Below are 12,963 nucleotides of genomic sequence, written 5' to 3'. Positions count from 1 at the left end.
AGACTTTTCGGGGGATTTTGTTCTGACGGAAGGTTTGGGCGATGGAGCTGGACACTGAAAAAGAAAGGGACAATAAAATGAACATCAAAAAAGTGCACCACATCGCCATTATTTGTACAGATTATGAGGTTTCAAAGGATTTTTATGTGAACAAGCTTGGTTTTGGCATTCTAAACGAGGCTTACAGGGCAGAAAGAGATTCATACAAGCTTGATCTGGCTGTCTGTGATCACACTCAAATTGAACTGTTTTCTTTTCCTTCCCCGCCGGAGCGCCCTTCGCGTCCTGAGGCGGCAGGTCTCAGACACCTTGCTTTCTCTGTTGAAAATATAGATGACGCAGTCGCAGAGCTGAATGCGCTTGGCATTGAGACAGAACCGATCCGGGTGGATGAGTTTACAGACAGGAAGTTTACGTTTTTCCAGGATCCGGACGGGCTGCCGCTTGAGCTGTATGAGGATTAAGTCGAAAGAGCTTGCGGAATTCGTAAAATCAGCACTTTCTTTGGCGAATTGATTCTTCTTTTGTCTGGCCGGAAGGGATCGGACTTTCTCTTATCGAACATGTTGATCATCGTGTTTTGTATGTTTCGGGAAAACTGGACAAGGGGGAATGGAGATGAATACAAGCCAGGTTGCCAAACTGCTGGGTGTTTCGCCGAAAACCGTTCAGCGCTGGGTGAAGCAGCTGAATCTTCAAATGGAGCGCAATGAGCTTGGTCATTACTTTTTTACAGAAGAGGACATTGGCACACTTCGTGATATTAAGGATCAGCTGGGTAAGGGGATTCTTTTTCAGGAAGTAAAAGTAACGGAGAAAAAACCGCCTAGAAAAGCGGTCGTAAAAATAGCGGAAGCGCCCCCCGCTGATCTTAATTATGAAGAAATCATGCAAAAGCTTAAGGCACTGGATCAAAAAATCAGCAGCAAGGCAGACAGCGTCGTCTCCTATCAGCTGCTGCAGCACCGGAGAGAAATCGAAGAATTGAACAGCCGCATTGAAGAGCTTGAAGCTAAGGTAGAGACACTTGAAAAGCAGAAAGAAAAGCATCCGATGGAGCACGCGCTCGTGTTTGACCATGTAAAACCGCCTAAAAAACAAAAAAGAAGAAGTCTGATCAGTTCTCTTTTCAGCTTCTAAAAAAAACAAAAACTCGTTTAAACAGAAACGAGTTTTTTATTTTGCCTCCAAGTCGACGTGGACGTCATATCTCGGGATGATGTTCTGCATTTTTCTCTGAAGTTCTTTCTGTTTATCCGCCATTTCATGATCAGACATCTCTTTTGAGGACACAACATCCACGCTGATTTTCCCGCCGTTCATCGTGATGTTCTCAATTTTCAATGACGGGTCATTGCGGATGACCTCATGAAGCTTATCCTTTTCATCCTCATTCTGCTCCCTGTTTTTGGACAGATTCAGAAAGTTCGGGTTCTGCTCGGTTGTTCCCCTGTTGTTTGAAACACCCTCCCCTGTCCTCTTCAGTTCGCTTCCTTTGTCTGATTCAGGCTGTATCTCTGATTGATTTGATGGATTGTCGCATGCCCCGAGAACCAGGATTAAAAAAAGGATCCATAACATTTTCATAAAAACACCTCCATTTGTAAGGTGCCCAAAAGAGTATGAAAAAAAGCTGCCCTTTGAAAAATTGGGGCAGCTTTCATCTTTATGACAAATTTTGAGTTTCCGGCTCTGATTGTTTTGACTGAGCCGGCTTTTCCGGCACCTCGTGGTGGTGGCGGCATCTTGGTTCGTACGATTCAGAAGCACCGACCAGTATGATCGGATCATGGTAGGATGCAGGCTTTCCGTTGATCAGCCTCTGCGTTCTGCTAGCTGGTGAACCGCACACTGAACAGACGGCCTGAAGCTTTGTGACAAGCTCCGCAACGGCCATTAACGCAGGAACGGTGCCAAATGGCTCTCCTCTGAAATCCTGGTCAAGCCCTGCAGCGATGACGCGGTAGCCCTGGTTGGCAAGTGATGTGATGACCTGGACAATTTCGTCGTCAAAAAATTGCACTTCATCAACCGCAATCACGTCTGTTTCTGGTGTAATGTATTTAAAAAGGTCGCTTGAAGAAGCAACGGCATGACTGATGACGGCCGTGCCATTATGCGAAACAACCTCATCTTCACTGTAGCGATTGTCGATGGCAGGCTTGAATACTTTCACTTCCTGCTTGGCAAACTGCGCACGGCGGACTCTTCTGATCAGTTCTTCAGATTTACCTGAGAACATGCTTCCGCAGATGACCTCAAGCCACCCGCTTTGTTTCATAACATACATGAAAACGGCCTCCCCCTTCATTTCTTAAACGTTGTTCTATGGCCCCGAGCCTTTTGCTGCTTTCTATCTTTAAATGAACGGAATGCCGTTCATTGTAAGGTTCCATATGTACATGGATACTGCTTATTATGGCTGTTTTTCCCAAAAATAGCGGGAAACGGCGTAAAAAAACAGGCAAGACAGAAATCTCGCCTGTTTCCTTCAATCTATAATTATTTAAGACCGTATTTTTTGTTGAAGCGATCAACACGACCGTCAGCAGAAGCGAACTTTTGACGTCCTGTGTAGAATGGATGGCACTCAGAGCAAACCTCGATGCGCACCTCGTCTTTTACAGAACCAGTTTCAAATTCATTTCCGCAAGCACATTTAACCATAACTTTTTTGTAGTTAGGATGGATAGCTGCTTTCATTCCGTTTCATCTCCTTCCGCCCTGATTCGTTTACCGAACCAGAGTTATCATTTCCAGAAGAGGTTCTTCCGGAAAAGCACATAAAAAAAGTATAACAAGCTTCCAGTTAATTTGCAACTAATTTTACAATCGTTTTCCGGAAACGCCTGCTGCCTTCCATTCCGCATCAAGAATGCTGAAGAATTCTTCGTTGGATTTGGAGTTGCGCAGTTTTTTCAGGAACTTTTCTGCAAAATCAGGCGAATCTGACATCGATTTGCGGATGGCCCACAGCTTCTCAAGGTGATCTTTCGGAATAAGAAGTTCTTCTTTTCGTGTACCTGAGCGGCGAATATCGATTGCCGGGAAGATGCGTTTTTCTGCAAGGGAACGGTCAAGATGAAGCTCCATATTGCCTGTTCCTTTAAACTCTTCATAAATTACATCATCCATACGGGATCCTGTATCAACAAGAGCAGTCGCAAGAATGGTCAGGCTTCCGCCCTCTTCAATGTTCCGGGCAGCACCGAAGAAGCGCTTTGGACGATGGAACGCAGCCGGATCAATACCGCCTGAGAGTGTACGTCCGCTTGGCGGAATCACAAGGTTGTACGCACGCGCAAGACGTGTAATGCTGTCCATAAGGATAATAACGTCCTTCTTATGCTCGACAAGGCGCATTGCTCGCTCAAGAACAAGCTCAGCCACCTTGATGTGGTTTTCAGGAACCTCATCAAACGTTGAGCTGACAACGTCTCCTGCTACAGAACGCTCAATGTCCGTTACTTCCTCAGGACGTTCGTCAATGAGGAGAACAATCAGTTCAGCTTCAGGGTGATTTGTTGTCACGCTGTTTGCGATTTCTTTCAGCAGCATCGTTTTACCTGCTTTTGGAGGCGCAACGATCAGTCCGCGCTGTCCGAATCCCACAGGAGCAATCACGTCCATAATGCGTGTTGAAAGGTCACTTGGTTTTGTTTCAAGGATGATTTGGCGGTTCGGATAAAGCGGCGTCAAAGCCGGGAAATGAACACGCTCTTTCGCAGACTCAGGGTCATCTCCGTTAACGGCTTCCACATGAAGCAGGCCGTAGTAACGCTCGTTTTCCTTTGGCGGACGGACTTTTCCGGACACCTTGTCCCCATTTCGCAAATCAAAACGGCGGATCTGTGAAGCCGAAATATAAATATCCTCAGAGCTTGGAGAATAGTTGATAGGTCTTAAGAACCCGAATCCTTCAGACTGAATGATTTCAAGAACGCCTTCCATGAACAATAAGTCCTCTTGCTCAGCGTTCGCTTTTAAAATGGCAAAAATCAATTCTTTTTTCGTCAGCTTGCTGTAATACGACACTTTGTAATGACGTGCAAGCTCATATAATTCTTTTAATTTCAGATGTTCGAGATTGGAAATAGAAACCTCGCTCATAACAGCACCACACTTTATAAATTATAAATACAGTTGTTCTTCCATCTATATGCGAGAAAAAAACTAGTAAATGGATCAGATATAGAGAAGAAAGAGAAGATAGGCTAGAAGTAGGAAAAGCAGTGTGAAAGGCAGCCCTTTCAATTTACGCAGCACTCTTTAGTTTTACCTTATTTGATGGATTTAATCAATATCTTTTGAGTTTTGAAACATGATTGAAACAAACGAAAAAACAGCCGGAAATAGAACAAACCATTTCTATACCCGGCTGTCTGCAGCTTGGCTGCGTTTTACTTTATGACAAGGTTCGGTTTTTTGCTTAGGCTGTGGGTTCCGTCGATGAAGCGGACGGTTCCTGATTTGGCACGCATGACGAGGGATTGAGTCGTTCCCGCGGTGCCTGTAAACTGAACGCCTTTCAGCAGCTCGCCGTCGGTAACGCCGGTTGCTGCGAAGATGGCGTCATCGCCTTTTACAAGGTCCTCCATGCGGAGAACTTTGCTTGTGTCGATGCCCATTTTCTCGCATCGTGCGATTTCTTCGTCATTTTGCGGAAGAAGCTTGCCCTGGATTTCTCCGCCGAGGCATTTTAGGGCAACTGCCGCAAGTACGCCTTCAGGTGCGCCGCCTGAACCGAACAGGATGTCGACTCCTGTGTGGTCAAAAGCTGTATTGATGGCACCTGCGACATCACCGTCATTGATGAGCTTGATGCGTGCGCCTGCATCGCGAAGCTCTTTAATGATATGCTCGTGTCTTTCGCGGTTTAAGATTGTGGCAACGACATCTTCCACATTTTTGTTTTTAGCTTTTGCAACCGCCTTAAGGTTGTCAATGATTGGAGCGTTTATATCAATGCAGCCTACTGCTTCAGGACCGACTGCAATTTTGTCCATGTACATATCCGGTGCATTCAAAAGGTTGCCGTGGTCTGCGATGGCGATAACAGCAAGGGCATTCCAGCCGCCGGAAGCAACGATATTTGTTCCTTCAAGCGGATCAACAGCCACGTCAACGCGCGGGCCATAGCCTGTCCCAAGCTTTTCACCGATATAAAGCATCGGCGCTTCATCCATTTCGCCTTCCCCGATTACAACCGTTCCTTTCATCGGAATGGTGTCAAAAACATCTCTCATGGCTGATGTTGCAGCGTCATCTGCTTCGTCTTTTTTCCCGCGTCCCATCCAGCGTGCAGATGCAAGTGCCGCTGCTTCTGTTACACGGACTAGCTCCATTGATAAACTTCTCTCCATTGTTTCTTCCTCCCCATGTATCCCCTGTTGTTATAGGTATCTATTTACTTAAGAACTTTGAAGCTGTTCTATTTCCTGTTCTGTCAGCTTTTCGCGCCAGATTGTCGCGCCAAGGCTTGTCAGTTTTTCTTCAAGCTGGCTGTATCCGCGGTCGATATGCTCAAGACCTGTTACCTCGGTTACACCTTCTGCCATCAGGCCTGCGGCAACTAAGGCAGCTCCTGCGCGAAGATCACTCGCTTTCACTTTCGCACCCTGAAGCTTTGTCGGGCCTGTAACAATAGCAGATCTGCCTTCCACTTTAATTTTGGCTCCCATTCTTCTGAGCTCATCAATATGCTTAAAGCGCGCAGAATAGATTGTATCTGTCACGACACTTGTTCCGGTAGACTTTGTAAGAAGTGACGTAAACGGCTGCTGCAGATCGGTAGGAAAACCAGGATAGACGAGTGTTTTAATATCTACAGCTTTCAGTTCCTTCTGTCCGCCGACTATCCAGATCTGTTCGTTGTTTGTTTCAACATGAATCCCCATCTCTCTGAATTTTGCAATGAGAGATTCAAGGTGAAGCGGAATAACGTTGTCAATCAGCACTTCCTGCGCCATGGCAGCTCCAATAATCATGTACGTGCCGGCTTCGATCCGGTCAGGGATAATAGAGTGTCTGCAGCCGTGAAGGCTTTCAACCCCGTCGATACGGATTACATCCGTTCCGGCTCCCTTAATTCTTGCACCCATGCTTGATAAAAGCGTGGCGACATCGATGATCTCAGGTTCCTTTGCTGCATTCTCAATAATGGTCTGTCCTTTAGCAAGCACAGCTGCAAGCATGATATTGATAGTTGCACCAACACTGACGACATCAAGATAAATGCGGGCCCCTTTAAGCTCCTCGGCACGCAGATAGATTGCGCCCTGTTCATTTGTGACCTGTGCTCCGAGAGCTTCAAAGCCTTTAATATGCTGATCAATCGGACGCGGACCAAGATGGCATCCTCCAGGAAGGCCGATCACTGCCTTTTTGAAGCGTCCGAGCATCGCTCCCATCAAGTAGTAGGAAGCACGGAGCTTTTTCACTTTTCCGCTTGGCAGAGGCATTGAAATCATTTCCGCAGGATTCACATACATCTCGTTATTCTTAAATTCTGCGGTTCCCCCGATTTCCTCAAGCAAGTCCTTTAAAATATGTACATCTGAAATATCGGGCAAACCTTCAATGGTGACGGGTGACTGTGCAAGTATTGTCGCCGGAATAAGGGCAACCGCACTGTTTTTGGCGCCGCTGATGCTTACCGTCCCTTTTAAAGGGTAACCGCCTGCTATTTTTAATTTTTCCATGATAGTCTCCTTTCTCAAAGAAGTTGGCTTTTCGATGTCTTGTCAGGTTTCGTCCTCTCAGTTTCTTTCAGAACTGAAAAGCCGGCTCCTTTTTTGAAAAGCCATCATGTTATGAGAATAAAATGGTGGTACTGTGACCAAAATCAAGCTGACGTTTCGGGTTGAGACGAAAGAGCAACAAAAAATGCCTCTTTTCAACAAATATTTTCCATTAATCCGACAAAGAATACAAGTTCAAGTTTTTTTTCTTTAACCTATTATGACATATGAAATTATTTTAGTGCACGATATGGTTCCTGTGGAGGCATGTAAATGAGGGTCATTGCCTGAATGGATGGAAGAATCGCATTGTTTTATTTATTGCGGACTGAGTTTCAATATTCTTCATGGTCTGCTTTTCTCATTCTCCAGCTCCGCTTTTCTAGTAGAGAATGGCAAGCCTAGGCTTGCCATTCCTGTTATCTATTTGTCTTGCAATCTATTGCTGTCTGCTGTTCCAGTCTGCCAGAAATTTTTCGATGCCCTGATCTGTCAGGGGATGTTTGCAGAGCTGTTTAATGACACTGAATGGAATGGTCGCAATATGGGCGCCGTGCAGCGCTGCTTCTGTCACGTGCATTGGATGTCTGATTGATGCCGCGATAATCTTTGATTCAATTCCGTGTAAATCAAAGATCTGTGCGATCGTAGAAATCAGCTCCATGCCATTTTGGCCGATATCATCAAGACGTCCGACAAACGGCGATACATATGTCGCTCCTGCTCTTGCAGCAAGAAGCGCCTGGTTCGCGTTGAAAATCAGGGTCACATTCGTTTTGATGCCAAGGTCCGTTAAGGCTTTTACTGCTTTTAAGCCGTCCGGCGTCATTGGCACTTTCACTGTGATATTAGGGGCAATTTCAGCAAGCTCTTTGCCTTCTTCAATCATTTCCTCTGCCTTTAAGGAAATGACTTCAGCACTGACAGACCCGGATACGATTCCGGTAATCTCTCTAAGGCGGTCATGGAAGGATACATTCTCTTTAGCTACTAAGCTCGGATTTGTGGTTACTCCGGACAGGACACCGAGAGCCTGTGCTTCTTTAATTTCTTCGACATTTGCTGTATCAATGAAAAATAACATTCTGCCATCCTCCTAAGATATCAGAAAAATAGAACTTGTTTACGCTTACTTTCAATCAGAAAGGAAACCGCCTTTTCGTTTCCTGTGTATCAGAGGCGGTTTTCTATTTTAAAACAAATTATGCTCTACCAGCAGAACCGAATTCTTTCATCTTGCCTGCAACTGTTGCTTTGATTGCATCGCGAGCAGGTCCAAGATATTTGCGCGGGTCATATTCGTTCGGCTTAGCTGCAAGTGTTTCGCGGACAGCTTTAGCAGAAGCGATTTGGTTTTCAGTGTTTACGTTGATTTTAGCTGTACCGAAAGAGATTGCTTTTTGGATATCGTGAGTCGGGATACCCGTTCCGCCGTGAAGAACTAGAGGCATGCCAGTAGCTTTGCCGATTTCTTCCATCTCTTTGAAGCCAAGGTTAGGCTCGCCTTTGTAAGGGCCGTGTACAGATCCAAGTGCAGGAGCAAGGCAGTCGATGCCAGTGCGGTTAACAAGCTCTTCACACTCTTTAGGGTCAGCGTAGATAACGCCTTCTGCAATAATGTCGTCCTCTTGTCCGCCTACTGTTCCAAGCTCAGCTTCAACAGAAACGCCTTTTGAATGCGCATATTCAACAACTTTAGCTGTTGTTTCAATGTTCTCTTCAAATGGGTGGTGAGAAGCGTCGATCATTACAGATGTGAAACCTGCATCGATTGCTTCTTTACATTTGTCAAAGCTTGAACCGTGGTCAAGGTGAATCGCAACAGGAACTGTTACGTTCAGGTCTTCCATAAGACCTTCAACCATTTTTACAACTGTTTTGAAGCCGCTCATGTAACGTGCAGCGCCCTCGGATACACCAAGGATAACCGGTGATTTTTCTTCTTCAGCAGCTTGAAGAATCGCTTGAGTGAACTCAAGGTTGTTCAGGTTAAACTGACCTACAGCGTAACCTTCTTCTTTTGCTTTATTCAACATTTCTGTCATTGATACTAAAGGCATGTCGAAATATCCTCCCTATGCAGCTAATTTGCTAAACCCGAAAAGCTTACGTAACATCTAGCATGACCAGAACGATTGCAATGTATGTAATCTGATTAAAATGTACACGGGCTTTTCTCATTCACTAGCATACCAACTTCTGAGAAAAACGGCAACTTTTCGACATAAGTTTGCCGATTTAGGGAGGCGTCAGTTCGAGCGGATCGGAAGGTACTTGCGGACAGCGTCGCGGATCTCGTCAATATCAAACGGTTTTGCGAAATGCGTTAGAGCCCCAAGGTCTTTCGCCTCCTGAATCATGTCCAGTTCACCGTATGCAGTCATGATAATGACGCGGATATCCGGCTCGACCACTCTCATTCTTTTCAGGATTTCTATTCCATCCATACCAGGAATTTTCATATCAAGAAGCACCAGATCCGGCTTATGCTTGTCTACAATTTCCAGAGCCTGAAAACCGTTTGCTGCCTGGAAGGTCTGATATCCCGCTTTTTGAAACACTTCGTTTAATAAAATACGGATTCCATATTGATCGTCTACAATTAAGATTTTTTCATTCATCTTCCTGCACCTCTTCATATTTGGATTATCCAGCTATTCTGCCGGTCAGCATGTATTGCAAGGAACCAAAACGTCCGGAAAACTGCTTACATCATAAAAGCAAATAAGGCGCGAAACGCATGCCGGATTTGCCTTTCTTTAGTATAAAACAGTCCGGTGAAACATACGATAGTTATTCGGTTGTGTGTATTCTTATTCCTGCTTAAACTTATCGACAAATTTCTGAACCTGTCCGGTTAGGTATTGGCTCTCTCATTCGTTATAATGGAGTCGTAAAGGAGTGTTCAGACAGATGATGAAGATATTTATGACCCAGTTAACCGGCCATTTCAGCCGCATTCATGAGCAGGAAGAAGAAGCCATTGAAGACGGCGCAAGACTGCTCGCACAGGCTGCAGTCGGAAGCGGCACGATTTATGTGCACGGCTTTGGAGAGCTTGAAGGGATTACGCTCGAAGCGACAGCAGGTTCAAACCCTCTTCCAAGTGCAAAGCCTCTTTTCCTTGAGGACGGCACGATGAATGAACTGACAGATGCTGACCGCGTGCTTCTTTTCTCGCACCGTTCAAATGACAAAGAAGCGGTTGAGCTTGCGAAAAAGCTTCGCGAAGATATGATTGGGACCACGGCAGTCTCCTGCTATATGAAAGAAGAACCTGGCGGCTTGGAAGAGCTTGCAGATGTCCATATTGATTCAAAGCTGAAAAAAGCGCTGATTCCGGATGAAGACGGCAGCCGCTACGGCTACCCCGCTCTGATGACATCCCTTTTTGCCTATTATGCCCTGAGTTTTACGATGAAAGAGATGGTAAGTGAGTACGAGTAAGAAAACAAAGCATTCATGTAAAAAACCCCTGACAGTCCGAACTGTCAGGGGTTTTGCTTTTATTATTTCTTTTCAGATGCTGTAAGCGATGCATTGATAAACTCGCGGAACAGCGGCTGCGGTCTTGTCGGTCTTGATGTGAATTCCGGATGGAACTGGGAAGCCACGAACCAAGGATGATCTTTAAGCTCAATGATTTCAACAAGTCTGCCGTCAGGGCTTGTACCAGAGAAGATGAAGCCTGCATCTTCCATAGCCTGGCGATATTCGTTGTTGAACTCATAACGGTGACGGTGACGCTCATAGATCACTTCGTCCTGGTAAGCTTCAAATGCACGTGAAGACGTGTCAAGCTTAGCCGGGTAAAGTCCAAGGCGCAGTGTGCCCCCAAGGTCTTCGATGTCTTTCTGCTCAGGAAGCAGGTCAATGACAGGATATGGCGTAGCGACGTCAAGCTCAGAAGAATGTGCTCCTTCAAGGCCAAGAACGTTGCGTGCATATTCAATAGAAGCAACCTGCATGCCGAGGCAGATTCCAAAGAACGGCACCTTGTTTTCGCGCGCATATTGAGTAGCAAGTATTTTACCTTCCACGCCGCGGTCTCCGAATCCGCCTGGGACAAGGATTCCGTCTACATCAGAAAGAAGCTCCTGTGCATTAAGAGCATTTACTTCTTCTGCATTGATCCATTTGATGCTGATATCTGCATCAAATGCATAACCTGCATGACGAAGAGCTTCCACCACAGAAATGTAGGCATCCTGAAGTTCAACGTATTTACCGACGATGGCAATACGCACGTTCTTTGAAAGGTTGGTTACTTTTTGAACGAGTTCAATCCACTCAGACATTTCAGGCTCGCGTGAATCAAGTTTTAAGTGATCGCAAGTGATTTGATCAAGATGCTGTTCCTGAAGCGCCAATGGAATAGAGTAAAGCGTATCAGCATCACGGCACTCGATAACTGCGTTTGTATCAATGTCGCAGAACAGCGCAATTTTGTCCTTCATATCCTGTGAAATCGGCATTTCTGTACGCAGAACAATCACGTTTGGCTGGATGCCGAGGCTTCTTAATTCTTTTACGCTGTGCTGTGTCGGCTTTGTTTTCATTTCGCCGGCTGCTTTGATGTAAGGAACAAGTGTACAGTGAATGTACATCACGTTGTCGCGGCCGATATCGCTCTTCATCTGGCGGATTGCTTCAAGGAATGGAAGGGATTCGATGTCCCCTACTGTTCCGCCGATTTCTGTGATGACAACGTCTGCGTTTGTTTCTTTTCCTGCACGGAAGACGCGGTCTTTGATTTCATTTGTAATATGCGGGATAACCTGTACTGTTCCGCCAAGATAGTCGCCGCGGCGCTCTTTTTTAAGGACAGAAGAGTAAATTTTACCAGTCGTGACGTTGCTGTATTTATTTAAATTAATATCGATGAAACGCTCATAGTGACCAAGGTCAAGGTCTGTTTCTGCTCCGTCGTCTGTTACGAAAACCTCACCGTGCTGATACGGACTCATTGTTCCCGGATCCACGTTGATGTATGGGTCAAACTTCTGGATTGTCACCTTTAATCCTCTGTTTTTAAGCAAGCGTCCAAGAGAAGCTGCTGTAATCCCTTTACCAAGTGAGGATACAACGCCTCCTGTAACAAAAATGTATTTTGTCATGTGTTTTTCTTCTCCCTTCAAAAGATGTATAAGATTAATGTGCACAAAAGAAAACATTCCCAATCGAACGGGAACGATTTATCTTTTATAAGTGTTGTCAGGGGGTCTTTCATGCCCAAAAAAAGGAAAAGCGCCTATGTCAGCCTGAAGGCTTAACTGCGCTAAAAAAAGAAAGCTCCCTTGCGCGTTGCGAAAGGGAGCATGGTATATATAAACCATTGGTATAGCTTTTAAAGAGCCCAAATAAGATTCTACCTAGTTGGCCCACTAAAGTCAAGACGATTATTTATCTTCTTCTTCGTCTTCTTCAAGATCCTCATCAAGGTCTTCGTCAAGCTCTTCCTCGTCAAGATCGAAATCTTCGTCTTCAATGACTTCGTCGATTTCTTCTGCATCATCTTCGAGATCATCGTCTTCTAGATCGTCGTCCGTATCATCTTCATACTCTTCGATGTCATCGTATTCAAGTTCTTCTTCATCCACTTCATCGAAGTCTTCAAGCTCAAGCTCATCAACCACTTTTTTCGCTTTTTTCTTCTTAGGTTTTGCAACAGGCACAACCTCTTCTTCGATTTGCTCGTACGGGTACCAGCTGCGCAGTCCCCAAGTGTTTTCTCCAACACAAATATAACGGCCGTCGATGTTAAGATCTGTGTAGAATTGTGAAATTTTATCTTCTACCTGGCTTTTCGTAAGACCGATAATCTGGCTGATTTCTTTTACCAGGTCCAAGAAAACGTACGGCTGTTTCTTTTCAGTCATCAGGTCGTAGGCTACTTCAACCATTGACAATTCTTTAAGCTGGTCCTTAGAATATTGTGAAATACTCAAAGTGAGGCACTCCCTTTCTAGTCGTTCATCTATTTGTAGATAAGAGCAGGTTCTATTCTCATCTATTAAGAAATCCGGAAGTGAGATTGCTAGTACTGTCCGAATCCTATGTATTCAAGTCATACCATTCATTATAAACAAATTCTAACACTTTATGCTACCTTAATCTTCTTCCTTCTAATAAAATGGAATAATTTTTGTCAAAACTGCGCAGACTCTCGTTTTTAAAGTGTCTTTTCCAAAAGACTGTTGAACTTTGGTTTCAGTTGTACCCG

The 12,963-nt window shown here is 45.0% G+C and carries 14 protein-coding genes; 3 read left to right on the top strand and 11 right to left on the bottom strand.

Annotated features, from left to right (window positions below):
* The first annotated feature begins 77 nt into the window (after positions 1-77).
* Together gloA2 and AZ46_RS14285 are read left to right on the top strand one after the other, a co-directional pair.
* Entirely contained in the window at positions 78-464 is a 387-nt protein-coding gene (gene gloA2 / locus AZ46_RS14290) for an SMU1112c/YaeR family gloxylase I-like metalloprotein (protein ID WP_029283320.1), read from the top strand.
* A 154-nt stretch (positions 465-618) separates the two neighbouring features.
* Positions 619-1,140: a MerR family transcriptional regulator gene (locus AZ46_RS14285; RefSeq protein WP_029283318.1), complete on the top strand. Its 522-nt coding sequence runs from the start codon at positions 619-621 to the stop codon at positions 1,138-1,140.
* Positions 1,141-1,176: 36 nt separating this feature from the next.
* On the opposite strand, the gene AZ46_RS14280 is transcribed toward AZ46_RS14285, so the two are convergent.
* The 9 genes from AZ46_RS14280 to AZ46_RS14240 all read right to left on the bottom strand — a co-directional run bounded on the left by AZ46_RS14280 (position 1,177) and on the right by AZ46_RS14240 (position 9,361).
* Positions 1,177-1,587, bottom strand: coding sequence for a hypothetical protein (locus tag AZ46_RS14280; RefSeq protein ID WP_029283316.1), 411 nt, complete (start codon positions 1,585-1,587; stop codon positions 1,177-1,179).
* 79 nt (positions 1,588-1,666) lie between these two features.
* Positions 1,667-2,290, bottom strand: a complete 624-nt coding sequence (locus AZ46_RS14275; protein WP_029283314.1) for a thymidine kinase — start codon at positions 2,288-2,290, stop codon at positions 1,667-1,669.
* A 212-nt stretch (positions 2,291-2,502) separates the two neighbouring features.
* Positions 2,503-2,703 carry a 50S ribosomal protein L31 gene (gene rpmE / locus AZ46_RS14270; RefSeq protein WP_029283312.1) on the bottom strand — a complete coding sequence of 67 codons (201 nt, stop codon included), beginning with the start codon at positions 2,701-2,703 and terminating at the stop codon, positions 2,503-2,505.
* 123 nt (positions 2,704-2,826) lie between these two features.
* Complete coding sequence (rho, locus tag AZ46_RS14265) at positions 2,827-4,110, bottom strand: transcription termination factor Rho (protein ID WP_029283310.1); 1,284 nt, start codon at positions 4,108-4,110, stop codon at positions 2,827-2,829.
* A 290-nt stretch (positions 4,111-4,400) separates the two neighbouring features.
* Positions 4,401-5,363: a class II fructose-bisphosphatase gene (gene glpX, locus AZ46_RS14260; protein WP_029283308.1), complete on the bottom strand. Its 963-nt coding sequence runs from the start codon at positions 5,361-5,363 to the stop codon at positions 4,401-4,403.
* Positions 5,364-5,411: 48 nt separating this feature from the next.
* Positions 5,412-6,701 (bottom strand): UDP-N-acetylglucosamine 1-carboxyvinyltransferase, encoded by a 1,290-nt coding sequence (locus AZ46_RS14255; protein ID WP_029283306.1) that lies wholly within the window; start codon positions 6,699-6,701, stop codon positions 5,412-5,414.
* Between the two features lie 478 nt (positions 6,702-7,179).
* Positions 7,180-7,824, bottom strand: coding sequence for a fructose-6-phosphate aldolase (fsa, locus tag AZ46_RS14250; RefSeq protein ID WP_029283304.1), 645 nt, complete (start codon positions 7,822-7,824; stop codon positions 7,180-7,182).
* A 118-nt stretch (positions 7,825-7,942) separates the two neighbouring features.
* Positions 7,943-8,800: a class II fructose-bisphosphate aldolase gene (locus tag AZ46_RS14245; RefSeq protein ID WP_029283302.1), complete on the bottom strand. Its 858-nt coding sequence runs from the start codon at positions 8,798-8,800 to the stop codon at positions 7,943-7,945.
* Positions 8,801-8,989: 189 nt separating this feature from the next.
* Positions 8,990-9,361: a response regulator gene (locus AZ46_RS14240; RefSeq protein ID WP_029283300.1), complete on the bottom strand. Its 372-nt coding sequence runs from the start codon at positions 9,359-9,361 to the stop codon at positions 8,990-8,992.
* 292 nt (positions 9,362-9,653) lie between these two features.
* Between AZ46_RS14240 and AZ46_RS14235 the strand changes: the two genes are divergently transcribed.
* On the top strand, positions 9,654-10,187 hold the full coding sequence (locus tag AZ46_RS14235; protein WP_029283298.1) for a DUF2529 domain-containing protein: 534 nt from the start codon (positions 9,654-9,656) through the stop codon (positions 10,185-10,187).
* Between the two features lie 62 nt (positions 10,188-10,249).
* On the opposite strand, the gene AZ46_RS14230 is transcribed toward AZ46_RS14235, so the two are convergent.
* Both AZ46_RS14230 and rpoE read right to left on the bottom strand, forming a co-directional pair.
* Positions 10,250-11,857 (bottom strand): CTP synthase, encoded by a 1,608-nt coding sequence (locus AZ46_RS14230; RefSeq protein WP_029283296.1) that lies wholly within the window; start codon positions 11,855-11,857, stop codon positions 10,250-10,252.
* Between the two features lie 282 nt (positions 11,858-12,139).
* Positions 12,140-12,688 carry a DNA-directed RNA polymerase subunit delta gene (rpoE, locus tag AZ46_RS14225; protein ID WP_029283294.1) on the bottom strand — a complete coding sequence of 183 codons (549 nt, stop codon included), beginning with the start codon at positions 12,686-12,688 and terminating at the stop codon, positions 12,140-12,142.
* Between the last annotated feature and the right edge of the window lie 275 nt (positions 12,689-12,963).

Source organism: Metabacillus indicus LMG 22858 (assembly GCF_000708755.2).
Taxonomy (GTDB): Bacteria; Bacillota; Bacilli; order Bacillales; family Bacillaceae; genus Bacillus_P; species Bacillus_P indicus.
The sequence above is the reverse complement of the archived record's forward strand: the minus strand, read 5'-3'. Positions and strand labels throughout refer to the sequence as shown.

Excerpts from the sequence above, each read along its gene's own strand:
- gloA2 (WP_029283320.1), top strand. The coding sequence starts at position 78 with ATGAACATCAAAAAAGTGCACCACATCGCCATTATTTGTACAGATTAT.
- AZ46_RS14285 (WP_029283318.1), top strand. The coding sequence starts at position 619 with ATGAATACAAGCCAGGTTGCCAAACTGCTGGGTGTTTCGCCGAAAACC.
- AZ46_RS14280 (WP_029283316.1), bottom strand. The coding sequence starts at position 1,587 with ATGAAAATGTTATGGATCCTTTTTTTAATCCTGGTTCTCGGGGCATGC.
- AZ46_RS14275 (WP_029283314.1), bottom strand. The coding sequence starts at position 2,290 with ATGTATGTTATGAAACAAAGCGGGTGGCTTGAGGTCATCTGCGGAAGC.
- rpmE (WP_029283312.1), bottom strand. The coding sequence starts at position 2,703 with ATGAAAGCAGCTATCCATCCTAACTACAAAAAAGTTATGGTTAAATGT.
- rho (WP_029283310.1), bottom strand. The coding sequence starts at position 4,110 with ATGAGCGAGGTTTCTATTTCCAATCTCGAACATCTGAAATTAAAAGAA.
- glpX (WP_029283308.1), bottom strand. The coding sequence starts at position 5,363 with ATGGAGAGAAGTTTATCAATGGAGCTAGTCCGTGTAACAGAAGCAGCG.
- AZ46_RS14255 (WP_029283306.1), bottom strand. The coding sequence starts at position 6,701 with ATGGAAAAATTAAAAATAGCAGGCGGTTACCCTTTAAAAGGGACGGTA.
- fsa (WP_029283304.1), bottom strand. The coding sequence starts at position 7,824 with ATGTTATTTTTCATTGATACAGCAAATGTCGAAGAAATTAAAGAAGCA.
- AZ46_RS14245 (WP_029283302.1), bottom strand. The coding sequence starts at position 8,800 with ATGCCTTTAGTATCAATGACAGAAATGTTGAATAAAGCAAAAGAAGAA.
- AZ46_RS14240 (WP_029283300.1), bottom strand. The coding sequence starts at position 9,361 with ATGAATGAAAAAATCTTAATTGTAGACGATCAATATGGAATCCGTATT.
- AZ46_RS14235 (WP_029283298.1), top strand. The coding sequence starts at position 9,654 with ATGATGAAGATATTTATGACCCAGTTAACCGGCCATTTCAGCCGCATT.
- AZ46_RS14230 (WP_029283296.1), bottom strand. The coding sequence starts at position 11,857 with ATGACAAAATACATTTTTGTTACAGGAGGCGTTGTATCCTCACTTGGT.